This window comes from Demequina rhizosphaerae, from assembly GCF_000971255.1.
GTDB classification, from domain to species: domain Bacteria; phylum Actinomycetota; class Actinomycetes; order Actinomycetales; family Demequinaceae; genus Demequina; species Demequina rhizosphaerae.
Genome location: NZ_BBMC01000008.1, coordinates 80,363 through 105,152 on the forward strand (window position 1 = coordinate 80,363; position 24,790 = coordinate 105,152).

Below are 24,790 nucleotides of genomic sequence, written 5' to 3' on the forward strand. Positions count from 1 at the left end.
CGGAGGGCCGTCAGCCCTCGAGGATGCCCCGCGTGATCGAGTCGCCCGAGTGCGTCGGGTCGCCGTCCGCGGGCTCCACCGAGATGTCGACGATGGGGAAGCTCGCGACGTCGTAGCCAGCCGGGATCTCGAACTCGGCGTGATCGCCGGTGAGGAACCCGAGCGACACCATGCCCACCACATCCGGGTCGATGAGCCACACCTCGAGCGAGCCCTCGGCCGCCGGCACGTAGGCGGTGTCGATGACGAGCACCTCCGTGCCGTCGTCGCGCCTCTCGACCAGCGCGGTGCCGGCGTCCTCCTCCGTCGCGAGATCGGCGAGCTCCGCGGTCGCGACCAGCGACTGCTCGGGGCCGGAGTCGCGCAGCGCGAGGGCGACCACGGCGCCGCCGATCACCACGCCGACGGCGGCGGCCGCGCCCACGACCCAGCCGGCGAAGGTGCGGTCCGGGACGCGTCGCGGCCGGCGGCCGGCGGTCAGCGGCACGACCGACGGGTCGTCCGCCTCGTCCTCCGCCGCGACCCGCGCCTCGATGCCCTCCCACACGCCGTCCGGCGGGGCCACCAGCGGACCCACGGTGCCCGCGTCGACGAGCGTCCCCTGGAGCTCGCGCAGCTCGGCGACCTCTCGGGCGCACGTCTCGCAGGAGTCGACGTGTGCGGCGTCGGAGGCGTCCACGGGCTCGCCGAGGGCGAGCGCGGCGAGCACCTCGTCGTCACAGTGACGCATCGGCGGCCTCCAATCCTCGTCGCAGCGCCAGCAGGGAGCGGCGCAGGTGGCTCTTGACGGTGCCGAGGGGCATCCTCAGCTCCGTCGCGATCTGCTCATGGGTGCGGCCCTCGAAGAACGCGAGCGCCACGATGGTGGAGCGCGGCGGGCCCAGGCTCTCCACCTCGCCGCGCACCACGATCCTCTCGGCCTCGGCCGCGAGCGGGTCCGTCTCGCCCGGGTTCGGGAGGTCGCGCACGGCCTCGAGCCGCCGCCGCTCCCGCGAGCGGGCCGCGAGCGCGTCCGCGATGGTCCGCTTCGCGATGCCGACGACCCACGCGCGCGCCGGGCCGCGGTCGGGGTCGAACCGATCGCGGCCGCGCCACGCCGCGACGTACGTCTGCTGGGTCACGTCCTCCGCCTCGGTCCGGTCGCCCAGGGCGCGCAGCGCGAGGGTGAAGACCAGCGCGGAGGACTCGCGGTACAGGCGCTCGAGCGATCCGTCGACGCCTGCCGCGAAGTCGCGGTCGACGGAGCGGTCGTCGGGCGCGTCGTCACGCTCCGTCGCTTCCGTCACCATCGCCGTCCCCGCGCTCATCGAGAGTCGCCCTCCGGGTAGGCCCAGACGAGGACGTTGTCCTCGTAATGTCGCACATCGGCATCCCAAGGTCCACCACAGGTGACCAGCACGAGCGCCCCGTCCGGGGACTCGAAGACCGCCTCGAGGTCGACCTCGCGCTTGGAGGTCTGCTCGACGCGATCGACCCGGTAGACCACGGATCCGCCGTCCGAGAGCACCACCCGCACCCGGTCGCCGGCGCGCGCCTCGCGCAGGCGGGCGAAGGGCCCCAGGCCCACCGCCGCATCGTCCACGTGCGCGGCCATCACCGCGTTCCGGCCCGCCCGCAGGCCGCCGCCGGGGTTGCCCGCGGCACGGAACCAGCCCGCCGTGCCGGCGCTCTCGGGGAGCTCCATGGAGCCGTCGGGCTCGAGCCCGACGCCCCGCACCGGCATGTCGATCGCGAGGCGGTCGACCACGAGCCGCGCGGGCCGCGGCGCCTCCGCGAGCGCCGCGGCGTCCGCGCGCCGGACCGGGATCGGCCCCGTCACCGGCCCCGCCGAGATCGCGGGGATGTCGGCGCCGGCGGGCGTCTGGCTCGCCGCCGCCGTCGCACGCGGCTGCTCCTCCTGCGCGCCGGCCGGGGCGCAGGAGGAGAGGCACAGCGTCAGCAGCGCGGCGAGGGCGAGGGCGGGGAGACGCATCGGTGGCTCCTGGGTCGTGGGTCGGGGCGGGGCGCGCAGGGGGAGAAGGCGCCCCGCCCCGGGGAGGTGACGTCAGCGTCGCGCGAGGGCGACGCGGGTGCCGAGGCCCGCCGCGGCGACCAGGGCGAGTGCTCCGGCGACGATGACGCCCGCGGGGACGCCCCCGTCCTCGGCGGCGAGACCCTGCGTGCCGGCGCTCACTGCGCCGGGCATGTCCGCGTGCGTGGCGACGGTCTGCGCGGCGACGGCCAGGCTGCCGTCCTCGGCGGAGCCCCACGCGTACACGATCGTGTTGGTCGCCTCCTCGACGGCCACGTCGGTGGGCCCGAGCACCGGGTCCTCCTCGCCGGTGAGCGAGACGGCCGCGGAGTAGGTGCCGACCGGCAGGTCCGCCATCACCTCGTCGGGGTTGGCGAGGTTCTCGAACACGACGCTGCCGTCGGCCCACACGTCGACGGCGGGCGCGGCCGCGACGTGGCGGACGGTGAGCCGGCCCTCGCCGGAGGCGGTCGCGGAGATGTCGTTCGTGAAGAGGTTCGCCGTCGCGTCGCCGCCCTCGTCGAGGTGCGCGACCGCGGTGTAGCTCATGCCCTCCTCGAGCGGCAGGTCGATGGGCCCGAGCACCGGGTCCGAGTCGTCGGCGGCGTCGGACGCGGTGATCGCGACTGCGTACGTGCCGGGGTCGAGCGACAGCGGTCCGGCGAGGTCGCCGGGAGCGAAGTCGTCGAGCGTGAGGGCGCCGTCGACGTACACGTCGACAGTCAGGTCGGGGATGCCGTGGAGCACCGAGAGCTCCGCCTTCCCGTCGTCGACCGCGAGCGCGGGTGCGGCGGTGCCCGCCGCGAGCAGGGTGCCGGCGGCGATGCCGGCGAGGATCGAGGTGCGCATGTCCTTTTCCTTCCGTCGAGGCCGCCGCCCGGGTGCGGCTGGCCGTCACCCGGCACTTCCGACGGAGACCCGCATCCGGATGCACCCCTGCTCGAATTTCGCTCACAGCGAACATGCGCCCCGACGGTGCGCACGCAACCGACGACGTCACGCCGCGAGCGCGGGGACGACGCGACGGTCGCGGTCGCGGTCGCGCTCGCGGCGGTGCCGGTGGCGGTGGCGGCGGCGGAGCCCGAGGCGCGCCGGAACGACCTCCGCGCGAGCCGTCGGGAGGGGCGTCAGCGCAGGGTGCCGCGGGCGACCACGTCGCCGCTCGGCTCGGGATCGCCGTCCCATGGCTCGCGGCTGATCTCGAGCGTCGCGCCCACCGCCGTGCCGACCGAGGCCGGCACCGCGACCTCGTAGCGGCCGGACGTGAGCTGGCCGAGCGCGACCGGCTCCCCGCTCGCGGGGATGATCCACAGCTCGAGGTAGGCGTCGGGGTACTCGGCGTACGGGCCGTCGACGACGATCACCTCGCCGCCGTCCGCGCCGGCGAGCACCCGCGCGGCGCCCGCCTCGGAGCCGCCCGCGCGCGGGTCCTCGAGGCGGGTGCGGGCGATCGCGTCGCCCTCGGGCTCGACGAGCATCTGCGACAGCACGACGGCGAGGCCCGCGAACACGCTCGCGGCCACGAGCGCGACGCTCATCACCAGCGTGCGGTTGCGGTGCGCCCGCGCGGCGTCGCGCCGTGCCTCCTCGCGCCAGTCGGCCTCGGGCGCCGGCGGCCCGGCGTCGACCGCGTCGCGGACCTCGTCCCACAGGCCGGCGCGCGGCGCGACCATGGGCCCCGAGGCGGGCGTCCGCGCGATCGAGCCGACGAGGTTGTTGAGCGACCGCCACGCGTCGCGGCAGTCGCGGCAGGACGCGATGTGCTGCTGGCCGCCGTCGGCGACCCGGATCCCGAGCGCCCGGGACGCGAGCCCCTCGACGGGCGCGTGGCCCTCGCCGGGGACCGGCCCATGCCACAGCGCGAGCAGCGCGTCGCGCAGCCGCGCCTCGAGCTCCTCCTCGGAGACCCCGAGGGACATCGCGAGCTCGTACCGCGGCACGCCGTGGACGAGCGCACGGTCGAGGAGGTCGCGTGCGGCGGGATCGAGCCGGTCGAGCGACGCGCGCACGAGGATGCGGTCGGCCTCGGCCACGACCGCGCGGTCGTCGGTCACGCCGTCGACGCCCAGCGCCGGGTCGTCGAGCGCGGCGAGCTTGGCGCGCACGCGCCGCTCGAGGTCGCCGGTGATCCGGTCCACCGCATCGTTGACGAGGTCGCGGGACTCGAGGGAGCCGCCGGCGGCGGCGGACGCGAACACGCGCCGCACGACGTCCTCGGCCTCCTCGACCGAGCCGAGCGCGCGCAGCGCGAGCGTGTGCACGAGCGCACCGGACTCGCGGTAGGCGTCCTCGATGTCGGTCACGATCATGCTCACCCCCCTCGTCCACCGGCAGTGTGCCACGCCGGGACCGGGACCCGGCACCCCCCGGGGCATGCGTGAGGGCGCCGCACCCGCTGCGGCGCCCTCACGGCTCGGAAGGAAGATCAGACGGTGGCGACCACCTCGACCACGGAGCCGGGCTCCGCGTACGGCACGAGCGAGCCCTCGATCGGCCGCCCGTCGACGGTGAGGGACGCGCCCTTGCCGCCGGAGTTGGACACCTTGACGACGTACGTGGCGCCGCGCACCCCGCGCCGCACGGTGTACTCGGACACCTCGGCGCCGATGCACGGGTCGACCACGAGGCCGTCGTAGTCCGCGCGCACGCCGAGCAGGTACTGCGAGACGGTGACGAAGTTCCACGACGCGGTGCCGGTGAGCCACGAGTTCTTGGCCTCGCCGTGGCGCACCGCGTCCTTGCCGGCGATCATCTGGGCGTACACGTAGGGCTCGAGGCGGTGCACCTCGGACTGCTCCTCGCGGTATGCGGGCGCGATCTGCTTCCAGTACTCCCACGCGTGCTCGGCGCGGCCGACCACGGTCTCCGCGATGATCACCCACGGGTTGTTGTGGCAGAAGATGCCCGCGTTCTCCTTGTAGCCCGGCGGGTAGGACGTCACCTCGCCCAGCTCGACGTGGTACTCCGTGTAGGCCGGGTTGAGCAGGACGATGCCGTGGGGCGTGTTGAGCCGCTCGCGCACCGAGTCGAGCGCCTGGATGGCCTTGCCGTCCTCGACGCCGATGCCGCCCATGATGCAGTAGCCCTGGGGCTCGATCCAGATCTGGCCGTCCTGCGTCTCGTGGGTGCCGACCTTGTTGCCGAAGTAGTCGTACGCGCGGAGGAACCACTCGCCGTCCCAGCCGTGCTCCGTGACGGCGGCCTTCATCTCGTCGATGGCGGCCTGCGCCCGGTCGGCCTCCGCATCGTCCCCGCGACGGCGCGCGAGGGCGACGTACTCGGGGCCGATCGCGGCGAACATGCCCGCGATGAACACCGACTCGGCGACGCCGCCGGTGCGGTTGCCGGTGGTCTGGAAGGACTCGCCGGGCTCGGTGGAGAAGCAGTTGAGGTTGAGGCAGTCGTTCCAGTCGGCGCGGCCGATGAGCGGCAGCCCGTGCGGGCCCGTGTTGTTCAAGGGGTGGTCGAACGAGCGCTTGAGGTGCTCCATGAGCGACTCGGCCTTGGACTCGTCGTTGTCGAACGGCACCTGCTCGTCGAGGATCGCGAAGTCACCGGTCTCCTTGACGTACGCGGCGACGCCGAGGATGAGCCACAGCGGGTCGTCGTTGAAGCCCGAGCCCAGGGTGTGGTTCCCGCGCTTGGTGAGCGGCTGGTACTGGTGGTAGGCGCTGCCGTCCTCGAACTGCGTCGACGCGATGTCGATGATGCGCTCGCGGGCGCGCTCGGGGACCAGGTGGACGAAGCCGAGGAGGTCCTGCGACGAGTCGCGGAAGCCCATGCCGCGGCCCATGCCGGTCTCGAAGAAGGACGCCGAGCGCGACATGTTGTAGGTCACCATGCACTGGTACTGGTTCCAGATGTTGACCATGCGGTCGAGCTTCTCGTGGCCCGACTCGACCGTGTACGAGCCCAGCAGCCCGTCCCAGTACGCGTTGAGCTGGGCGAACTCCTCGAGCGTCTGCTCGTCGGTGGCGAAGCGGGCGAGCAGCTCGCGCGCGCCGTCCTTGCGGATGACGCCGGGCGCCTCCCACTTGTCGTCGCGCGGGTTCTCGAGGTAGCCGAGCACGAACGTGAAGGCCTTCGACTCGCCCGGCGCGAGCTCGACCTCGAGCTGGTGCGAGGCGATCGGGTACCAGCCGGACGCGATGCTGTTCTGGGCGCGGCCCGCGTGCGGCACCGCGGCCTCGTCGAAGCCGTTGCCGAAGCCCAGGTACGTGTCGCGGTCGGTGTCGAAGCCCGCGATCGGGGCGTTGACGCCGTAGACGGCGTAGTGGTCGCGCCGCTCGCGGTACTCGGTCTTGTGATAGATCGCGCCGTCGACCACCTCGACCTCGCCGATGGAGAGGTTGCGCTGGTAGTTGGTCTGGTCGTCCTCCGCGTTCCAGAGGTTGAACTCGAGGAAGCTGAACAGCGAGAAGGACTTGGGGGCGTCGGACGTGTTGGTGAGCTCGACGCGGTGCACCTCGGCGTTCACGTCGACCGGCACGAAGAGCAGCACGGAGGCCTCGAGGCCGTTGCGCGAGCCCGTGATGCGCGTGTAGCCCATGCCGTGGCGGGTCTCGAACGAGTCGAGCTCGGTCTTGTACGGGCGGTAGCCGGGGCTCCACACGTCGCCGCCGTCGTTGATCGAGAAGTAGCGGCCACCGTCGTCGACCGGCACGTTGTTGTAGCGGTAGCGCGTGAGGCGGCGCAGCTTCGCGTCGCGGTAGAAGCTGTAGCCGCCGCCCGTGTGCGACACCAGCCCGAAGAAGTCCTGGGCGCCCAGGTAGTTGATCCACGGGTACGGCGTGTGGGGCGTCGTGATGACGTATTCGCGGGCCTCGTCGTCGAAGTGGCCGAACTGCATGTGCGGAGCCTTTCGTGTCGGGGCGCGCGCCTCCATGCGGCGCCTCCGGCGGAGTGTCGGAGTCCACCTTATCGAAACGATTCGGGAAACGCGAGAGAGCGCTCTCACGAGACGATGCGCGAGGCCCGCGCGCGCCGCATCGTCGCCTGGCCCTACCGCCGCGGCGCACGACGCGACCAGGGACGATGCTGGCGCCGGGCGTGCGCCGCCGCTAGGGTTCGGGCAGGCTCGGCGCGGCGTCGGGGGCGTTGGATCGCGCGAGCCTCGCACTCGAAAGGCGAGCCACATGGGACTCGAGACGATGACCGTCGGATATCTCCTGCTGGGCGTCGGCGCCCTCGCGCTCGTGTTCGCCATCATCTCGGCGGTGGTCGGCGACATCTTCGACGTCGCGCTCGACGTGCTGCCGGACGGCGCGCTGAGCTCGACCACCACGGCCGCGACGCTCGCCGGCTTCGGCTTCGCCGGCGCCGCGGCAAGCTTCGGCATGGACGACCCGAGCCTCGGGACCGTCATCCTGATCGGGCTCGCCGGCGCGGTCGCCGGCTGGCTCCTCGCCTTCGGCGCGCACCGCGTGCTCATGAGCCAGCAGCAGGAGGACGGCGCCACCGATCTGAACGCGATGGTCGGGCGCATCGTCACCGTGGCCGAGGCGCCCGCGACGCCCGGCGCGCTCGGCACGGCGCTGGTGCCGTTCCTGGGGCAGAACCGTCGCATGAGCTTCCGCTCCGATGAGCCGCTCAAGGCGGGCGACGACGTCGTGGTCGACGCCGTGCTCGCGGGCAACCAGATCAAGGTCTCCCGGCACTCCGCCTGAGGGACCTCGTACACAACAGAGGGGGCAGTACATGTTCGGACTCGCCGGCAGCGCGATCACCCTGATCGCCATCGCGGCCAGCGTGCTCGCGGCGATCGTGGTGGTCTGGGCCATCGCATCGCGCTACAAGGTCTCGGACCCGGACGAGGCCTTCGTGGTCTCGGGATCGAAGTCCAAGACGCAGGTGCCCGTCCGCAAGGCCGACGGCACCGTCGCCTACGAGACGCGCCCCGTGCCGTCGAAGGTGGTGCTGGGCGGCGGCGGCGTGTTCGTCGTGCCGTTCACGCAGCGCTACAACAAGGTGTCGCTCGAGACGCGCCAGATCGCCTGGCGGGTGCAGGACTCGCCGTCGAACCAGAACATCCTCGTCAACCTCGAGGGCGTCGCGAACGTGAAGATCGGCGGCGACGAGGCCTCGGTGCGCGCCGCGATCGAGCGCTTCAACGTCAACCCGCTCAACATCGAGGCCTTCGTCCAGCAGAACATCGAGGGCGACATGCGCGCCATCGTGGGCACCATGTCGGTCGAGGACATCAACTCCGACCGCGAGACGCTCAAGGACCGCGTCATGAAGGTCACAGGGGAGGCATGCTCCGAGTGGGGCCTGGTGCTGGAGGGGCTGAACATCCAGTCGGTCACCACGCCCTCGGGCTATATCCAGGACCTGGGACGCCGCCAGGCGGCGATCGCTCGCCGCGACGCCGAGATCGCCGAGGCTGAGGCCCGCCGCGAGTCCGAGCAGAAGCGCGCGGCAGCCGAGCAGCAGATCGCCGAGGCGAACCGCACCCTCGCGCTCCGCATGGCGGAGATCCAGCAGGACACCGACACCGCCGAGGCCAACGCGAAGGCCGCCGGGCCGATCGCCGAGGCGCAGCGCAACGTCGAGATCTACGAGCAGGAGCGCCTGGCCGAGGCCAAGCGCGCCGAGGTGACGGAGATGCGCCTCGAGTCGGAGGTGCGCAAGCCCGCCGACGCCACCGCGTACGCGACCAAGGTCGAGGCCGAGGCGGAGCGCGAGGCCGCGATCTCGAAGGCGAAGGGCATCGCCGAGGCGACGCGTCAGGCCGGAGAGTCCGAGGCCGCCGCCAACCAGGCCCGCGGACTCTCGGACGCCGCGGTGTTCGAGGCGCGAGGCAAGGCGGAGGCCTCCGCGGACGAGGCGCGCGGACGTGCCGAGGCGGCTGCCGACGAGGCCCGCGGTTCCGCCGCGGCCCGCGTCGTCCAGGCCACCGGTCTCGCCGAGGCCGAGGCCGTCAAGGCCAAGGGTGAGGCCGAGGCGACCGCGATCGCCGCGAAGGGCAAGGCCGAGGCCGAGGGCATCGAGGCCAAGAAGACCGCGTACGAGAACATGCCGCAGGTCGGCGTGCTCGAGATCGCGCTCGACGGGATGCCCGCGATCGTGGGCGAGATGGGCAAGGCGATGTCCGCGATCGACTCCATCACGGTGGTGTCGACCGAGGGCGCGTCCGCGGTCACCCGCCAGGCGGCGAACCTCTTCACCGAGACCGAGGAGGTCATGACCTCCGTCACCGGCTTCGGGATCAGCGACCTCATCAAGGGCGCGGTCGGGGGTGCGGCCGCGGGTCGCGCCGCCGCGGACGCCTCGCACGGCGAGCGCATGCCGATCCGGATCGAGGCGCCCGAGCACGACTGAGCACGCACGCTCGACGACCAGGCCCCCGCGCGCATCGGCGCCCGGGGGCCTGGTCACGTCCCGGCCCCGGCCACTAGGTTGGGCCCATGCTTCTCTCGGACAGGGACATCCGTGCTGAGATCGCCGCGGGCAGGGTCGCCCTCGAGCCCTACGACGCGGACATGATCCAGCCCTCCTCGATCGACGTGCGCCTCGACCGCTTCTTCCGCGTGTTCGACAACCACAAGTACGCGGCCATCGACCCGGCCGCCGAGCAGCCCGAGCTCACGCGCCTCGTCGACGTCGCCGACGGCCCGTTCGTGCTGCACCCGGGCGAGTTCGTGCTCGGGTCGACCTACGAGTCCGTGGCGCTGCCCGACGACGTCGCCGCCCGACTCGAGGGCAAGTCCTCGCTCGGCCGCCTGGGCCTGCTCACCCACTCGACCGCGGGCTTCATCGACCCCGGCTTCGAGGGCAACGTCACGCTCGAGCTGTCGAACACCGCGACCTTGCCGATCAACCTCTGGCCCGGCATGAAGATCGGCCAGCTGTGCTTCTTCCGGCTGTCCTCGCCCGCCGAGCACCCCTACGGCTCGGAGCGCTACGGCTCGCGCTACCGCGGCCAGCGCGGGCCGACCGCGTCGCTGAGCTGGAAGAACTTCCACCGCATCGACGTCTGACGCCCGTCACGCCGGCCGGGCGTGTCACACGGTGCCATACGGTCCGCAGCCCCCTAGGCTCCTCGCACAAGCGGGAACACCAGGGGGAATGATGACCACCGACCCATTCGTCGCGCCGCCGACGCCGCCGCGCTCCGCGCCGGTCGAGAGCTCGGCGCCGGTCGAGAGCTCGGCGCCGGTCGAGAGCTCGGCGCCGGTCGAGAGCTCCGCGCCGGTCGAGAGCTCCGCGCCGGTCGCGGCGCCCGCACCGCTGCGCGACATCCCGGGATGGGGCGTCGCGCTGATCGTGCTGGGCGGGCTCGTCCTGCACGGAGGCATCGGCGTCGGCTCGTACCTGGCGAGCGCGCCCGCCATGGCGGAGATCGAGGATGCCGTGGCCGCGGCCTCCCCCGCCGCGACACCCGAGCGCATCATGCACTGGCTGCCCCCGGAATGGACGCGACTCGAGTCCGCGTCCGGCCGGATCGTCTACTACGTCGACGCGTCGTGGGAGGAGTACGAGGGCTTCGCGAGCGTCGACGAGGGCACCGTGCTGACCGGCTCGCTCGAGTCCATCGCAGCTTTCGCGGCAGACGGCGACACTGACTATGCGCGCACGTGGGTCGGCATCTACGCGGCCCACGACTCGCCGTTGGAGCTCGGGGTCAAGGACGAGGCGCACGGCTTCCTCGACACCTGGGCCACCGAGTACGACGCGCTGGAGATCACGGCGGAGCGCGCCTTGATCACGGGGCTCCGGTACGACGCCTACGAGATCGAGGCCGACGCCACCTACGACGGCTGGCCCACGCACGAGTGCCTCATGGCGATCGCCGCCGACGACTCGCTCGTCGTCATCTACGCCTCGGCCGATCTCGACTCCCTCGAGTGCACCGACGTCACCCGGACCATGGCGCAGGGCATCATCGCGGAGTAGCACCCCGCCGCACCCGCGCTATCCTGGCCGGACACGACAGGGGAGCGCTTCCCGGGAGACCGGGGCCAGGGCGCTGAGAGTGCGGAACGCCGCAGACCCTCGAACCTGATCCGGCTCGCACCGGCGTAGGGAGTCGAGTCTCGTCCCCTCCTATTCCGGGAGGAAAACATGCGCGTCACGCGCACCGCGGCCGTCACGGCCGCCGCCATGTCCACGCTGCTGCTCGCGGCCTGCTCGACCACCGCGGAGCCCGGCGCCTCGGCCACCGCCGACGCGACCGCCGCATCGTCCCCCGAGACGGGCGGCACGGTCCGACTCGTGACGCACGACAGCTTCGCCGTGCCGGAGGACGTGCTGGCCGCCTTCGAGGCCGAGTCCGGCATCGACGTCGAGCTGGTGCAGCCCGGCGACGCCGGCACGCTGGTCAACCAGCTGGTCCTCACCAAGGACGCGCCGCTGGGCGACGTGGTCTACGGCATCGACAACACGTTCGCCTCGCGCGCCGTCGACAACGGCGTGCTGGCCGCGTACGCGCCCGACGTGCCCGCGGCGGACGATGCGGCGGCCTACGCGGTCCCCGGCGCCGAGGACCTCCTCACGGCGGTCGACTTCTCCGACGTCTGCCTCAACTACGACCTCGCGACCTTCCCCGACGGCGCCCCGACGCTCGACGACCTCACCGACCCGCAATACGCCGGCATGGTGTCGGTCACCAACCCCGCGACGTCCTCCCCCGGCCTCGCGTTCCTGCTCGCGACCATCGCGGCGAAGGGCGATGCGTGGACCGCGTGGTGGGCCGCGATGCGGGACAACGACGTCCGGGTGACGGCGTCGTGGTCGGACACCTATTACACGGACTTCTCGGCGCCGAACTACGGCGGCGACTTCCCCATCGTCCTCAGCTACGCCTCCTCCCCGCCCTACGAGGTGATCGACGGCGAGCCCACCACCGCCGCGATGCTCGACACGTGCTTCCGCCAGGTCGAGTACGCGGGCGTGCTCGAGGGCGCGGAGAACCCGGCGGGCGCGCAGGCCGTCGTCGACTGGCTGCTGTCCGACGCGTTCCAGTCGACGCTGCCGGAGAACATGTACGTCTACCCGGTGTCGACCACGGCCGAGGTGCCGGCGGACTGGGAGCAGTTCGCCCCGCTCGCGGCGGCGCCGCTGGCCGTCGACCCGGCGGACATCGACGCGCACCGCGACGAGTGGATCGACCAGTGGACCGCCACGGTCCTCGACTGAGCCGACCCCGATGAAGCCCTGGCCCGCGAGCGCCCGCCTCTGGTGGGCGCTCGCGGCCGTGCCCCTGACGTTCCTCGGGCTGTTCTTCCTGTGGCCCGCCGGCACCGTCATCGTGCGGGGGCTGCTGGGCGAGGACGGCCTCGGCGGCGGGGACCTCGCCGGTGCGCTCGAGGTGCTCGCACGCTCGCGCACGCTCGACGCGATCTCCACGACCGTGGGGCTCGCGGTCGCGGGCACGGCGGGCTCGCTGCTGCTGGGCCTGCCCGCGGCGTGGGCGCTGTCGCGGTTCTCGTGGCGAGGCGCGAGGACGATGCGCGCGCTCGTGACCGTGCCGTTCGTGCTGCCGACCATCGTCGTGGCGGCCGCGTTCTCGGCCCTGTTCTCGCGGTCGGGGCTGCTCGGCGGGCTCGGGCTGGACCAGTCCGTGACGGCGACCGTGCTCGCGCTGGTGTTCTTCAACATCTCCGTGGTGGTGCGCATCGTGGGCGGCGCGTGGGAGTCGCTGTCGCCGCGGATGGCCGATGCGGCGCGCACCCTGGGCGCGTCGCCCGCCCGCGCGTTCCTCACCGTGACGCTGCCGGCGCTGCGCCCCGCGATCGCATCGGCCGCGGCGGTGGTGCTGCTGTTCTGCTCGACGTCATTCGCGCTCGTGCTCATCCTGGGCGGATCCCGGGTGCGCACCGTGGAGACCGAGATCTACCTCCAGGTCAACCAGTTCCTCGACCTGCGCGCGGCCGCGGTGCTCGCGCTCGTCCAGGTGGTCTTCGTCGCCATCGCGCTGTGGGTGAGCGCGCGGGCGCGCGCCCCGCGGCCGCCCGCCGCCGTCGAGCCCGCGCGGACGCCGCGCCGCCGCGACCGCTGGGGGATCGCGGCGGCGCTCGCACCCACCGCGCTGCTCCTCACCCTGCCGGGGATGGCGCTGGTCGAACGGTCCCTGCGCACGTCCGACGGCTACGGGCTCGACCACTACGCGGCGCTGCTGGGCGAGCCGCCCGCGCGTTCGACGCTGTCCGCGCCGCTGTGGCACGCGGCCGTGACGTCGCTCGTCACCGCGACCGTCGCGACCGCGATGGCGGCCGTCGTGGGGATCGTGACCGCGCAGCTGGTGGCGCGCCGCTCGCGACGGGCGTCCGCGCTCGAGTCGCTCGTCATGCTGCCGCTCGGGGTGTCCGCGGTGGTGGTCGGCCTGGGCGTGCTGCTCACCCTCAACCGCTCGGTGCTCGGGGTGGACCTGCGCGGCTCGTGGTGGCTCGTGCCGATCGCGCAGGCGGTGGTCGCGCTGCCGCTCATGGTGCGCGCGCTGGTGCCCGCGGCCCGCGCGATCGACCCGCGCCTGCGCGCCGCGGCCGCGACGCTGGGCGCGTCGCCGTGGCGGGTGCTGCTGCGCGTCGACGCGCCGATGCTGCGCTCCGCGACGGCGGCGTCGATCGCGTTCGCCTTCGCGATCTCCATGGGCGAGTTCGGGGCGACGGCATTCGTCGCCCGTCCCGACCGCCCCACGCTCCCGACGGCGATCGCGCGCCTGCTGTCGCGCCCGGGCATCGAGAATGTGGGCATGGCCTTCGCCGCATCCGTCCTGCTCGCCGCGATCACCGCGGCCATCATGCTCGCCTCCGAGCGGCTGCGCACGACCGTGGGCGCCGAGATATGAGCGGGGCCGACGTGGGTGCGGGCCCGGGCCTCGCGGTGCGGGACCTGCGCGTCGCCTACCCCGGGACGCCGCCGGTCGAGGCCGTGCGAGGGGTGTCGCTCGACATCGCGCGCGGCGAGACGCTCGCGCTCCTGGGGCCGTCCGGGTGCGGGAAGTCGTCGCTGCTGTCCGCGGTCGTGGGGATCGTCGAGCCCGCCGCCGGCACGGTGGCCTGGGACGGCGAGGACCTCGCCCGCGTGCCCGTCCACAAGCGCGGCTTCGGGCTGGTCTTCCAGGACGGGCAGCTGTTCCCCCACCTCACGGTGGGCGCGAACATCGCCTTCGGGCTCGAGATGGCGGGGATGGGGCGCGCGGCCCGCGCGACCCGGGTCGAGGAGCTGCTCGCGCTGGTGGGGCTCGAGGGCCTCGGCGACCGCGCGGTGACGGAGCTCAGCGGCGGCCAGCGTCAGCGCGTGGCCCTCGCCAGGTCGCTGGCCCCGCGCCCGCGCCTCCTCGCGCTCGACGAGCCCCTCTCCTCGCTCGACGCGGACCTGCGCGCGCGGCTCGCGGTCGAGGTGCGGGACATCCTGCACGGCTCCGGGACCACCGGGCTGCTGGTGACGCACGACCCGGCGGAGGCCGAGGTCATGGCCGACCGCGTCGTGCGGATGGCCGACGGGCGGGTCGTCTGACCCCCGCGCAAGCGGGAGAATCGACCCCATGTCCCTCTCCGAGCTCGACCACCCCGTCTGGCACGCGCTCTCCGGCGCGCATCGTCCCCTGTCGGTCCGCCAGGGCGAGGCCGCGCGCTACCGCCCGTCCATCGCCCGCTTCGCGGCGGTCCCTCCGGGCGACCGCGCGCAGGACTGGGCGGACCTCGCGCCTCTCGCGGGCGACGACGAGCTCGTGCTCTTCGGGCTCCCGCACGACGTGCCGCCGACCTGGGAGGAGGTCGACCGCTTCGAGGTGGTCCAGATGACGGTGCCCACCGCCTTCGGGCGCCCGCACTCCGACGTGGTCCGGCTGACCGCTGAAGACGCGCCGGAGATGCTCGCGCTCGTCGAGGAGACCCAGCCCGGGCCGTTCCTCGAGGAGACCCACCTGCTCGGCGCGTACTACGGCGTCAAGGAGGACGGCCGGCTCGTCGCGATGGCGGGCGAGCGGCTCACGACGGGCTCGTGGACGGAGATCAGCGCGGTGTGCACGCGCGACTCGCACCGCGGACGCGGGCTCGCGACCACCCTCATGGAGGTCGTGGCGCACGGGATCCGCGAGGCGGGCCGGCAGCCCTTCCTCCACACCGGCGCCTCGAACGCGACGGCGCTCCGCCTCTACGCCCGCCTGGGCTTCGAGCGTCGCGACACCGCCAACGTGGTGCAGATCGTGCAGGTCGCCGGCTGAGCCGGTCGTGCCAGCGGCGTGCGGAGCGCTGCGAGGTGCTCAGCGCCCGATCTCGCGGTGTTCGCTCACCGAGCACCTCGCAGGAAGCAGCCCAGGGGGCGGCCCCGCAGGCGGCCGCTCAGCAGTCGCAGGCGATGCGCGCGCCCGCGACCGGGCGCGGCGCCGTGAGCGGGTCCACGGGGTAGGTGGCGTCGACCACCACGCCGTCGGCGCCGACCGCGTCGACGGGCATGCCCTCGCGCGCCCAGTACTCGAAGCCGCCGATCATCTCCTGCACCTCGTAGCCGAGCTCGGAGATGATGAGGCCCGCGCGGGTGGCGCCGTTGCAGCCGGGACCCCAGCAGTAGACGACGAAGCGCGTGCCGGCCGCGAATTTCGCGGGGATGCGCGCGGGCATGTCGGGCTTGGGCAGGTGGATCGCGCCGCGCGCGTGGCCCTGGTCCCACGCCTCGCGGTTGCGGGTGTCGATCAGCACGAAGCCGGGATCGCCGGACTCGAGCGCGGCGTGCACGTCGGAGACGTCGGTCTCGAAGGCGAGGCGCGCGGCGAAGTGCGCACGGGCGGCGGCGAGGCGGGCGGCGTGATCCATGCGGCGAGCGTAGGCACGATGCGCGGGGCCAGTCGAGGCCCCCGCGGCACCTTGCCAGGCGGCACCGGCCCGGCGACTCCCAATGACAGATGTGAGGCAAGCGACCGGTGCGACCCGTGGGGCCGTCACAGCCTTCACGCGGCGACACCCGAGGCACATCCGTCATTGGGAATCGACGTTCCTGAGAAGTTGAGCAGAGTCCGCTCAACTTTTCGCCGCTCGGCTTGACAGTGTCGGATGGCGCACATAAGTTGAGTGATGGTCGCTCAAGTCCTGAGCGAGTCGGATCACGCGGCGCGGCCGCGACTGGAGGAAGAACACACATGGCACGTGCAGTTGGCATCGACCTCGGCACCACCAACTCGGTGGTGTCCGTCCTCGAGGGTGGCGAGCCCACCGTCATCGCGAACGCCGAGGGCGCTCGCACCACCCCGTCGGTGGTCGCGTTCTCGAAGACCGGCGAGGTCCTCGTCGGCGAGATCGCCAAGCGCCAGGCGGTCACCAACGTCGACCGCACCATCGCATCGGTCAAGCGCCACATGGGCACCGACTGGTCGAAGGAGATCGACGACAAGAAGTACACGGCGCAGGAGATCTCGGCCCGCATCCTGGGCAAGCTCAAGCGCGACGCCGAGGAGTACCTCGGCGAGAAGGTGACCGACGCCGTCGTCACCGTGCCCGCGTACTTCAACGACCACGAGCGTCAGGCCACCAAGGAGGCCGGCGAGATCGCGGGCCTCAACGTCCTGCGCATCGTCAACGAGCCCACCGCCGCGGCCCTCGCGTACGGCCTCGACAAGGGCAAGGAGGACGAGCACATCCTGGTCTTCGACCTCGGTGGCGGCACGTTCGACGTGTCCCTCCTCGAGGTCGGCAAGGACGAGGACGACTTCTCGACCATCCAGGTCAAGGCCACCGCGGGCGACAACCGCCTCGGCGGCGACGACTGGGACCAGCGCATCGTCGACCACCTCGTCAAGGAGGTCAAGAACACCGAGGGCGTGGACCTGTCGAAGGACCGCTCGGCCCTCCAGCGCCTCCGCGAGGCCGCCGAGCAGGCGAAGAAGGAGCTCAGCTCCGCGCAGCAGACCACCATCTCGCTGCAGTACCTGAGCATCGGCGAGAACGGCCCGGTGCACCTCGACACCAAGCTCACCCGCGCGCAGTTCCAGCAGATGACCTCGGACCTGCTCGACCGCACCAAGGCCCCGTTCCACCAGGTGATCAAGGACGCCGGCATCAAGCTGTCGGACATCGACCACGTGCTGCTCGTCGGCGGCTCGACCCGCATGCCGGCCGTGGCCGACGTGGTGCGCGAGCTCACCGGCGGCAAGGAGCCCAACAAGGGCGTCAACCCGGACGAGGTCGTCGCCGTGGGCGCCGCGCTGCAGGCCGGCGTCATCAAGGGCGAGCGCAAGGACGTCCTCCTCATCGACGTCACGCCGCTGAGCCTGGGCATCGAGACCAAGGGCGGCGTCATGACCACCCTGATCGAGCGCAACACCGCGATCCCGACCAAGTCGTCCGAGGTCTTCTCGACCGCCGAGGACAACCAGCCGTCGGTGCTCATCCAGGTCTACCAGGGCGAGCGTCAGTTCGCGCGTGACAACAAGATGCTCGGCACGTTCGAGCTCTCGGGCATCGCGCCGGCCCCGCGCGGCGTGCCGCAGATCGAGGTCACCTTCGACATCGACGCCAACGGCATCGTCCACGTCCACGCCAAGGACCGCGGCACCGGCAAGGAGCAGTCCATCACCGTGTCCGGCGGCTCGGCCCTCTCCAAGGACGACATCGACCGCATGGTCAAGGACGCCGAGGAGCACGCGGAGGAGGACAAGAAGCGTCGCGAGGAGGCGGAGACCCGCAACAACGCGGAGACCTTCGCGTACTCGACCGAGAAGATCCTGTCCGAGAACGAGGACAAGGTCCCGGCCGAGGTCGCCGAGGACGTCAAGACCGCGATCGCGGACGTCAAGACCGCGCTCGAGGGCGACGACGTCGAGGACATCAAGGCGAAGCACGAGACGCTCGTCGAGAAGGCGCAGAAGATCGGCGAGGCCGTCTACGCGGCCCAGCAGGCCGAGGGCGTCAACGTCGACGAGGACTCCGCGGCGCAGACCGCCGGCGGCGCCCCGCAGGACGACGACGTGGTCGACGCCGAGATCGTCGACGACGAGGACAACAAGTAACGAGGCACGACGGCGGGCGGCGGCGCGGTGATCATCCGACACCGGGCCGCCGCCCGCCCTCGGCGCTTCCAGGGAAGGCAGCCATGACCGACAACCACAACGGCACCCCCGAGCCGCGGGACGATGCGGAGGCCCAGGCCGAGCGCATCGTGAACGAGGCCGCAGCGAGCTTCCTCGACGAGAACAACGACGGCGTGGACGACCTCACCGCCGACGAGGACGGCGCGGACGACGCGCTCAACGCGGCGTACACCAAGGCCGCCGAGCACCTCGCGGACCTCCAGCGCCTGCAGGCGGAGTACGTCAACTACCGCAAGCGCGTCGACCGCGACCGCGAGCTCATCGGCGTCAACGCGACCGCGAAGGCGATCGAGGCGCTCATCCCGACCCTCGACGACATCGCCGCCGCGCGCGACCACGGCGACCTCGCCGACGGCCCGTTCGCGGCCATCGCGGCGAAGCTCGAGTCCGCCCTCGCCGGCCTCGGCTGGTCGGCCTACGGCGCCAGCGGCGACGCGTTCGACCCGCAGCTGCACGAGGCGCTCATGTCGCAGCCCAGCGGCGAGGTGTCCGAGCCGACCGTCCAGCACGTCGCGCAGCCCGGCCACAAGGTCGGCGAGCGCGTGCTCCGTCCGGCGCGCGTCATCGTCGCGCAGCCCGAGTAGGGAGGGAGGCGCCGTGGCGAGCCAGGACTGGTTCAACAAGGACTTCTACGCGACGCTCGGCGTCTCCAAGGACGCGAGCCAGGACGAGGTCAAGAAGGCGTACCGCAAGCTCGCGCGCGACCTGCACCCGGACCGCAACCCGGGCGACAAGACGGCCGAGCAGCGGTTCAAGGACGTGGGCGAGGCCTACGCGGTCCTCTCCAGCGACAGCGACCGTCAGCAGTACGACCAGATCCGCGCGATGGGCGGGGGCGCCCGCTTCCAGGCGGGCGGCCCCGGCGGCGCGGGCAACTTCGAGGACATGTTCGGCGGGATGTTCGGCGGCGGCATGCCGGGAGGCGGCGGCAACGTGCGCTTCCAGACCGGCGGCGCCGGCGGGGGCGGCTTCGAGGACATCCTCGGCGGCCTCTTCGGGGGCGGCGGCTACCAGCGCGGGCCCCAGAAGGGCGGCGACCTCGCCGCCGCGGTCGAGGTGTCGTTCCGCCAGGCCGCCGAGGGCTCGACCGTGACCCTCGGCACCGACGGCGGCCGCATCTCCACGCGGCTCCCCGTGGGCGTCAAGGACGGCCAGCGCATCCGGGTACCCGGCAAGGGCCGCCCGGGCGCCAACGGCGGGCCGGCCGGGGACCTGCTGCTCACCGTGCACGTGCAGAAGCACCCGGTCTTCACGACCGACGGGCTCAACCTCAAGGCGCGCCTGCCCGTGCGCTTCGACGAGGCGGCGCTGGGTGCCCAGGTGGCCGTGCCGACCCTCGCGGGCGACACCGTCAAGGTCAAGGTGCCGCCGGGCACGCAGTCCGGCACGACGCTGCGCGTCAAGGGCCGCGGCCTCACGTCGAAGAAGGGCACCGGCGACCTGCTGGTCACCGTCGAGGTCGCGGTGCCGCACAAGCTCTCGCGCGACGCCAAGAAGGCCGTCGAGGCGCTCGCGGAGACGCTCGGCAGCGAGGACCCGCGCGCGAGCCTCTACAAGGACGCCGCACGGTAGGCCTCACAGCAGGCACGATGCTTGCCCGCTAGCGTGGGCGCGAAGGAGGTGGACCATGGAGCAGCCCGACGTCGACGAGCCGGTGTTCCTCATCTCCGCCGCCGCGGAGCTGGCCGGGATGCACGCGCAGACGCTGCGGCAGTACGACCGGCTCGGCCTCGTGGTGCCGCGGCGTCGCCCGGGCGGCGGCCGTCGCTACTCGCTGCGGGACGTCGCGACGCTCCGCGAGATCCAGCGCATGAGCCAGGAGGAGGGCATCAACCTCGCCGGCATCAAGCGCATCCTGCACCTCTCACGGGAGGTGCAGAGCCTCGAGCGCGAGGTCGAGCGCCTGCGTCCGCGCGCGGACACGGGCTCGCGCATCTTCACCACGGGCCCCACCGGCAACGTCGTGATCGTCGAGCGCGGACGCCGCGCTCGGCGCGACGAGGGCCGCGCCGTGGTGCTGTGGACGGGTCCGCGCGACTGACGCGACCCCTGCCCCGTCGCTAGCTCGCGACGGCGACGGCGACGCGCTCGATCTCCGCGTCGATCGCGATCGAGAGGTCCGCGGGCGGGATCTCGTCGTGCGACTCGCTCGCGTACGCGCGGCTCATCAGCTCGACGGCGACGTGGCCATGCACCCAGGCCCACAGGCGCGTGGTGCTGTCGTGCCACGCGGCCGGGTCCGCGTCGGCGCTGTCGAGCGCCGCGGCCACCCGGGCACGCTGCGCGAAGAAGGTCTCCCACGAGCGCTCGCGGGTCTGCTCCGAGGGCTCGTATCCCGCGATCGCCGGCGCGAACATCGTCTGGAACTGCGCGGGCGACTCGAAGGCCCACGCACGGTAGGCCTCCGCCGTCGCGATGAGACCGTCGCGGCCGACGCCGGCGACCTCCCACGCGTCCGCGATGACCTGGTCGAGCGCGTCGAAGCCCGACTCGACGACCGCGTCGATGAGACCCGACTTGCCGTTGAAGTGCGTGTAGACGCCCATGGTCGAGCACCCGGCGGCCTTGGCCACCGCACGGACCGTCAGCCCGCTCGCGCCCTGCTCGGAGATGAGCGTGAGAGCGCTCTCAAGCAGTCGGTGGCGCAGGTCGGGGGTCTGGTCGTCAAGCATGGGTTAATGATAAGTGAAGTGCGTACATTGCAGGGCACGCCAAGCAACCCGTCGGCGTGGAGCCGCGCGGGGATGCTACGAGGGGCCGGCACCGCCCTCAGCTCGGTACCGGCCCCTCGTCCCCCCTCAGCGGTGGAGAGACTCCACCAGCTCGACCGCGTACTCGTGGAGGTCCGGAAGGGACTCGATCCACACGCGCGGCGGCTGCCGCATGAGGTTGCCGACGCGCATCTGGCCCGCGCGTCGGGAGATGTGGTCGCGGAGCTCGCCGATGCCGCGGCCCATGTCGGGGCCGCGGTCGACGAGGACCGCGTAGAGGCCGTCGGCGAGGCGCGCCATGGGGCGGCCCTTGCCGTAGGCGTCACGGAGCGACTGGCCGATGGCCGCGTTGCGCGCCATCCGCTGCCACGGATCGGTGTCGGCGGCGGCGACGTCGACGAGCACGAGCGCGTACGCCTCGCTCACCGGGGTGCCGTCGCGCTCGGCGGCGCCGTACAGCTCGCCGAGGCGTGCCACCAGGTAGTCGTTGCTTCCGAGGCCGGACTCCGGGTCGTTCATCGCGGGCTCGACGCGCGTGGCGGCGTCGCCCGCGGTCCAGCCCTCGCACAGCGCGCGGATCGAACGGATCGGCGCGGACTCGTAGCCGGCGGCGCGGAACAGCACCGCCATGTCGTCGATGGCCTCGGTGATGCCGACGCCCACGAGCGCGCGCGCCTCCCCCAGGCGGTACGCGGCGGGCGAGGTGTCGAGCCGGGCCTCGAGCGCCTCGGCGAGGGCCTCGGCGGCAGGGGTGAACCAGTCGCCGGGACGGCGCCACACCGTCCCGATGCTCGCGGCCTCCCAGCGGCGCAGCAGCGGCATGGCGGGAGCTGCACCCGGGACGTTCACCTCGCTGGTCATGCCCCATGAGAGGGGCCGATGACACCGTGATGACGCGACTTTCCAAGTTTTTTTCTGAGACGCCGCGACGCGAAGTGTGACAAACCCCTCACCCTCCTTGCCCACCCCTTCTGCACCAGGAAGAATGCGGGTACCCATCCGGCTACAGGAGCGAGCACGGAATGTCGCAGGAGGCGCTGTCGCTCTGGACGGAGACGTCCAGCGACCCAGAGCTGATCGCCGGGGTGCGCGCAGGCGACCCGGCGGCCTTCGGCGTGCTCTACGAGCGTCACGCGGACGCCGCCCGCAAGGTCGCCGCGCAGTACACCAACAGCGCCGCCGACGCGGAGGACGTGGTCTCCGAGGCGTTCTCCCGGATCCTCCGCGCGCTCCAGCAGGGCGACGGCCCCGACCTCGCCTTCCGCGCCTACCTCTTCACCATCGTGCGCCGCACCGGCCTCGACGTCATCGAGAAGGCGAACCGCGCGCGGCCGCGCGACGACATGTCGACCTACGAGTCGGCCATCGGCTTCCAGGCCGGGTCCGACGAGCCCGCGCTCGACACGTTCGAGCAGTCGATGGTCGCGGACGCCTTCCGCTCGCTCCCCGAGCGCTGGCGCGCGGTCCTCTGGTACACCGAGGTCGAGAAGAAGAGCCCCAAGGACATCGCCCCGCTCCTGGGCCTGTCCGCGAACGGCGTGGCCGCTCTCGCCTACCGCGCCCGCGAGGCGCTCCGCCAGGCCTACCTCCAGCAGCACCTGGGCGCCGCCGACACCGTCAACTGCCTCGAGGCGAACGCGCAGCTCGGCTCGTACGTGCGCGGCGGGCTGAGCAAGCGCGAGCACTCGCGCGTCGACGAGCACGTCCGGGCGTGCGCCAAGTGCACCGCGCTGGTGGCCGAGCTCGAGGACGTCAACCGCGGCCTCCGCGCCGTCATCGCCCCGCTGTTCCTCGGTCTCCTCGGCGTCAAGGCGCTCGAGGGCGGTCTGCCCGTGGGCGGCGTGTTCGGCGAGGGCGCCGCCGCGGCCTCCTCGTCCGCGGCGGGCGGCGGTGCCGCCGGCGGCGGTGCGGCGGCCGGCGGCGGCAGCGGCATCTCGGGCGGCATCGCCGTCATCGCGAACGGGCTCGCGGCCGTGGCGCTTCCTGCCGCGGCGACGCTCGGCGTGGTCTCCCTCGTGATGACCGGCGCGAGCGTGCTGGGCATCATTGGCGAGGCCGGACCCGAGGACACCGGCGCGCAGCCGGCCGGCGTCGAGAACCCCGTCGAGGAGGACGATGCGGCGGGTGCCGGCGCGTCCGCGTCGCCGAGCCCCGCGGAGGACGACTCCGACGAGCCGACCGACGAGGCCACCACGGCCCCCGGCGACGAGTCGACGATCGCGCCCGACGACGAGGCCGGGGACGACACGTTCATCGGCGCCTCCGGCGCGCTGCTCGACGACGGCACCTCCGGTGACACCGGGTCGACCGGTGACACCGGTACGACCGGCGGATCGACGGACGACGGAACGACCGGAGGCTCCACCGGCGGCTCGACCGACGGGGGCACGGGTACCGGCGGTGGCGACACCGGCACAGGTGGTGGCGACACGGGTACCGGTGGCGGCGACACCGGCACAGGCGGTGGCGACACCGGCACGGGTGGCGGCGACACCGGCACAGGTGGTGGTGACACGGGCACCGGCGGTGGTGGTGACGGTGGCGACGGTGGCGACGGTGGCGACGGTGGCGACGGCGGCGACCCCACGCCGACCCCGCGCACGGCGCTGTCGATCGGCATGACGCCGCTCAGCTACCTCACGATCTCGCGCACCTCGCCCTCGATCTCCATGGAGCTCAGCAACGGCGGCGAGGACGCCGCCGCGGACGTGACCGCGAGCATCGTGCTCCCCGACGGCCTCATGTTCGCCGCGCCCGCGGCGGGCGGCGGCGGCACCGCCCCCCTGGGCCCCGAGGCGATCAGCAGCTACCTCGACTTCGCCGCGGACTCGACCGTGTCGGTCGGCGACTGGACCTGCGAGCTGTCCGCGGACCGCTCCGAGGCGGACTGCGCCCTCGACTCGCTCGATGCGGGCGGCGACACGTCGATCGACCTCGGCCTGGGCGCGATCCTGGCGACCGCGGACCTGGGCGACGACGCGTGGACGGAGTTCACGGCATCGTCCGGCGACGACGCGGTGACGTACCGCGTCCGCACCGGCCTGTCCGACATCAAGGCGGCGCTCGACAGCCGCGCCGACGCGACCGGTCACGTCGCGGCCTCGGTCGTCGGCGCCCCGCTCCTCGGCTGCGACCTCGCGGTCCGCGAGTGCCAGACGGTCATGGACTTCCGCGGCTCGGACGCGAACTCGCGCTACAACAACGACACGCAGAAGATGCGCCCGCTCAACCTCGCCGAGGGCGAGGCGAGCTCCTCGACGACGGTGCTCGGCACGGACCAGCTGCCCGAGGGCGCCACGGTGCTCTCCGCGACGCTCACGTGGTCGGCGAACCGCGGCATCTTCGACACGTGGTCCGGCGACCTCGACGTCGCGCGGCTGAGCACGCCGGAGGGCGGCTACGCCGAGGTCGAGGCGGACAAGGTCGCGACCAGCTGGGACGGCGGCGACCTCTACTACCAGGCGACCGCGGACATCACCGAGCAGGTCGCGGCCGGCGGCAACGGCACGTACGCGCTCGCGGACATCGCCCTCCCGGAGGACTTCGCCGCGGTGTTCCCCAACTACTACGCGGGCTTCGCGATCACCGTGATCTACGAGCACCCCGACCTTCCGGAGGCCACGGTGGTGGTGCTCGACGGCACCCAGTGGATGTTCGGCTCGTCCGTCGAGGTGCCGTTCCTCACGCTCCAGCGCGCCGCCGTGGACGTCAGCATGGTCGCCTTCGAGGGCGACCGCGGCAAGCACGACAACCGCCTCGCGATCGACGGCGACACGCTCAACCCGTGGGGCTGGTCGGGCAAGGGCGCCATCGGCGGGAACCCGGGCAACGCCGCGGACTCGACGGCCTTCGGCTCGCCGTTCGCCAACGCGCTCGGCGTCGACGCGAAGCCGTTCAAGACGCGCACCGTGGACGCCGGCGTGCACCGCCTGGAGGTCTCCAGCGGCTACAGCGACGCGTTCCTGCTGAGCTCGCTCGTCGTCACCCTCACGCCCGAGGTCGCGGCCGAGCCCGCGGACGAGGCCGCCGCCGAGAGCTGAG

At 72.8% G+C, this 24,790-nt stretch carries 22 protein-coding genes and 1 riboswitch; of the genes, 13 read left to right on the plus strand and 9 right to left on the minus strand.

Annotated elements, in window-relative coordinates:
- Positions 1 to 10: 10 nt before the first annotated feature.
- From AOM07_RS11505 to AOM07_RS11530, 6 genes are all read right to left on the minus strand, one after another.
- Positions 11 to 730, minus strand: a complete 720-nt coding sequence (locus AOM07_RS11505; RefSeq protein WP_062313934.1) for an anti-sigma factor — start codon at positions 728 to 730, stop codon at positions 11 to 13.
- Complete coding sequence (locus AOM07_RS11510; protein ID WP_228374450.1) at positions 717 to 1,307, minus strand: RNA polymerase sigma factor; 591 nt, start codon at positions 1,305 to 1,307, stop codon at positions 717 to 719. The genes AOM07_RS11505 and AOM07_RS11510 overlap by 14 nt, the downstream gene beginning before the upstream one ends.
- Positions 1,304 to 1,972: a class F sortase gene (locus tag AOM07_RS11515; RefSeq protein WP_062313937.1), complete on the minus strand. Its 669-nt coding sequence runs from the start codon at positions 1,970 to 1,972 to the stop codon at positions 1,304 to 1,306. The genes AOM07_RS11510 and AOM07_RS11515 overlap by 4 nt, the downstream gene beginning before the upstream one ends.
- 72 nt (positions 1,973 to 2,044) lie before the next feature.
- Positions 2,045 to 2,860: a DUF4397 domain-containing protein gene (locus AOM07_RS11520; protein WP_062313938.1), complete on the minus strand. Its 816-nt coding sequence runs from the start codon at positions 2,858 to 2,860 to the stop codon at positions 2,045 to 2,047.
- A 278-nt stretch (positions 2,861 to 3,138) separates the two neighbouring features.
- Positions 3,139 to 4,320, minus strand: a complete 1,182-nt coding sequence (locus AOM07_RS11525) for an anti-sigma factor domain-containing protein (protein WP_062313940.1) — start codon at positions 4,318 to 4,320, stop codon at positions 3,139 to 3,141.
- Positions 4,321 to 4,436: 116 nt separating this feature from the next.
- Positions 4,437 to 6,860, minus strand: coding sequence for a glycoside hydrolase family 94 protein (locus AOM07_RS11530; RefSeq protein ID WP_062313941.1), 2,424 nt, complete (start codon positions 6,858 to 6,860; stop codon positions 4,437 to 4,439).
- 286 nt (positions 6,861 to 7,146) lie between these two features.
- On the opposite strand from AOM07_RS11530, the gene AOM07_RS11535 reads away from it, so the two are divergent.
- From AOM07_RS11535 to AOM07_RS11570, 8 genes are all read left to right on the plus strand, one after another.
- Complete coding sequence (locus AOM07_RS11535; RefSeq protein ID WP_062313942.1) at positions 7,147 to 7,677, plus strand: hypothetical protein; 531 nt, start codon at positions 7,147 to 7,149, stop codon at positions 7,675 to 7,677.
- A gap of 31 nt (positions 7,678 to 7,708) precedes the next feature.
- Positions 7,709 to 9,331, plus strand: coding sequence for a flotillin family protein (locus tag AOM07_RS11540; RefSeq protein ID WP_062313944.1), 1,623 nt, complete (start codon positions 7,709 to 7,711; stop codon positions 9,329 to 9,331).
- An 86-nt stretch (positions 9,332 to 9,417) separates the two neighbouring features.
- Positions 9,418 to 9,990 (plus strand): dCTP deaminase, encoded by a 573-nt coding sequence (gene dcd, locus AOM07_RS11545; protein ID WP_062313945.1) that lies wholly within the window; start codon positions 9,418 to 9,420, stop codon positions 9,988 to 9,990.
- 91 nt (positions 9,991 to 10,081) lie between these two features.
- Entirely contained in the window at positions 10,082 to 10,906 is an 825-nt protein-coding gene (locus AOM07_RS11550; protein ID WP_228374451.1) for a hypothetical protein, read from the plus strand.
- Between the two features lie 28 nt (positions 10,907 to 10,934).
- A riboswitch (TPP riboswitch) is annotated at positions 10,935 to 11,055 on the plus strand.
- Between the two features lie 19 nt (positions 11,056 to 11,074).
- The gene (locus AOM07_RS11555) at positions 11,075 to 12,148 is read left to right on the plus strand and encodes a thiamine ABC transporter substrate-binding protein (protein ID WP_062313948.1); all 1,074 of its coding nucleotides are present in this window, start codon (positions 11,075 to 11,077) and stop codon (positions 12,146 to 12,148) included.
- 10 nt (positions 12,149 to 12,158) lie between these two features.
- Positions 12,159 to 13,799 carry an ABC transporter permease gene (locus AOM07_RS11560; RefSeq protein WP_062313949.1) on the plus strand — a complete coding sequence of 547 codons (1,641 nt, stop codon included), beginning with the start codon at positions 12,159 to 12,161 and terminating at the stop codon, positions 13,797 to 13,799.
- Positions 13,796 to 14,470, plus strand: coding sequence for an ABC transporter ATP-binding protein (locus AOM07_RS11565; protein WP_062313951.1), 675 nt, complete (start codon positions 13,796 to 13,798; stop codon positions 14,468 to 14,470). Before AOM07_RS11560 ends, AOM07_RS11565 begins: the two co-directional genes overlap by 4 nt.
- A 28-nt stretch (positions 14,471 to 14,498) precedes the next feature.
- Positions 14,499 to 15,179 carry a GNAT family N-acetyltransferase gene (locus AOM07_RS11570; protein ID WP_062313953.1) on the plus strand — a complete coding sequence of 227 codons (681 nt, stop codon included), beginning with the start codon at positions 14,499 to 14,501 and terminating at the stop codon, positions 15,177 to 15,179.
- A 118-nt stretch (positions 15,180 to 15,297) separates the two neighbouring features.
- Here AOM07_RS11570 and AOM07_RS11575 read toward each other — a convergent pair whose 3' ends face one another.
- Positions 15,298 to 15,768 (minus strand): rhodanese-like domain-containing protein, encoded by a 471-nt coding sequence (locus AOM07_RS11575; RefSeq protein WP_062313955.1) that lies wholly within the window; start codon positions 15,766 to 15,768, stop codon positions 15,298 to 15,300.
- 323 nt (positions 15,769 to 16,091) lie between these two features.
- Here AOM07_RS11575 and dnaK point away from each other — a divergent pair, with 323 nt between their 5' ends.
- The 4 genes from dnaK (at position 16,092) to AOM07_RS11595 (ending at position 20,079) form a co-directional block, all read left to right on the plus strand.
- Positions 16,092 to 17,957 carry a molecular chaperone DnaK gene (dnaK, locus tag AOM07_RS11580; RefSeq protein WP_062313956.1) on the plus strand — a complete coding sequence of 622 codons (1,866 nt, stop codon included), beginning with the start codon at positions 16,092 to 16,094 and terminating at the stop codon, positions 17,955 to 17,957.
- Positions 17,958 to 18,040: 83 nt separating this feature from the next.
- The gene (gene grpE / locus AOM07_RS11585; protein WP_062313958.1) at positions 18,041 to 18,622 is read left to right on the plus strand and encodes a nucleotide exchange factor GrpE; all 582 of its coding nucleotides are present in this window, start codon (positions 18,041 to 18,043) and stop codon (positions 18,620 to 18,622) included.
- Positions 18,623 to 18,635: 13 nt separating this feature from the next.
- The gene (locus AOM07_RS11590; protein WP_062313960.1) at positions 18,636 to 19,610 is read left to right on the plus strand and encodes a DnaJ C-terminal domain-containing protein; all 975 of its coding nucleotides are present in this window, start codon (positions 18,636 to 18,638) and stop codon (positions 19,608 to 19,610) included.
- Between the two features lie 55 nt (positions 19,611 to 19,665).
- Positions 19,666 to 20,079 carry a heat shock protein transcriptional repressor HspR gene (locus AOM07_RS11595; protein WP_062313962.1) on the plus strand — a complete coding sequence of 138 codons (414 nt, stop codon included), beginning with the start codon at positions 19,666 to 19,668 and terminating at the stop codon, positions 20,077 to 20,079.
- A gap of 19 nt (positions 20,080 to 20,098) precedes the next feature.
- Here AOM07_RS11595 and AOM07_RS11600 read toward each other — a convergent pair whose 3' ends face one another.
- Both AOM07_RS11600 and AOM07_RS11605 read right to left on the minus strand, forming a co-directional pair.
- Positions 20,099 to 20,710 carry a TetR/AcrR family transcriptional regulator gene (locus AOM07_RS11600; protein ID WP_062313964.1) on the minus strand — a complete coding sequence of 204 codons (612 nt, stop codon included), beginning with the start codon at positions 20,708 to 20,710 and terminating at the stop codon, positions 20,099 to 20,101.
- Between the two features lie 126 nt (positions 20,711 to 20,836).
- Positions 20,837 to 21,610, minus strand: coding sequence for a hypothetical protein (locus AOM07_RS11605; protein WP_156165224.1), 774 nt, complete (start codon positions 21,608 to 21,610; stop codon positions 20,837 to 20,839).
- Between the two features lie 161 nt (positions 21,611 to 21,771).
- On the opposite strand from AOM07_RS11605, the gene AOM07_RS11610 reads away from it, so the two are divergent.
- Positions 21,772 to 24,789 carry a sigma-70 family RNA polymerase sigma factor gene (locus AOM07_RS11610; RefSeq protein WP_062313967.1) on the plus strand — a complete coding sequence of 1,006 codons (3,018 nt, stop codon included), beginning with the start codon at positions 21,772 to 21,774 and terminating at the stop codon, positions 24,787 to 24,789.
- Position 24,790 lies beyond the last annotated feature (1 nt).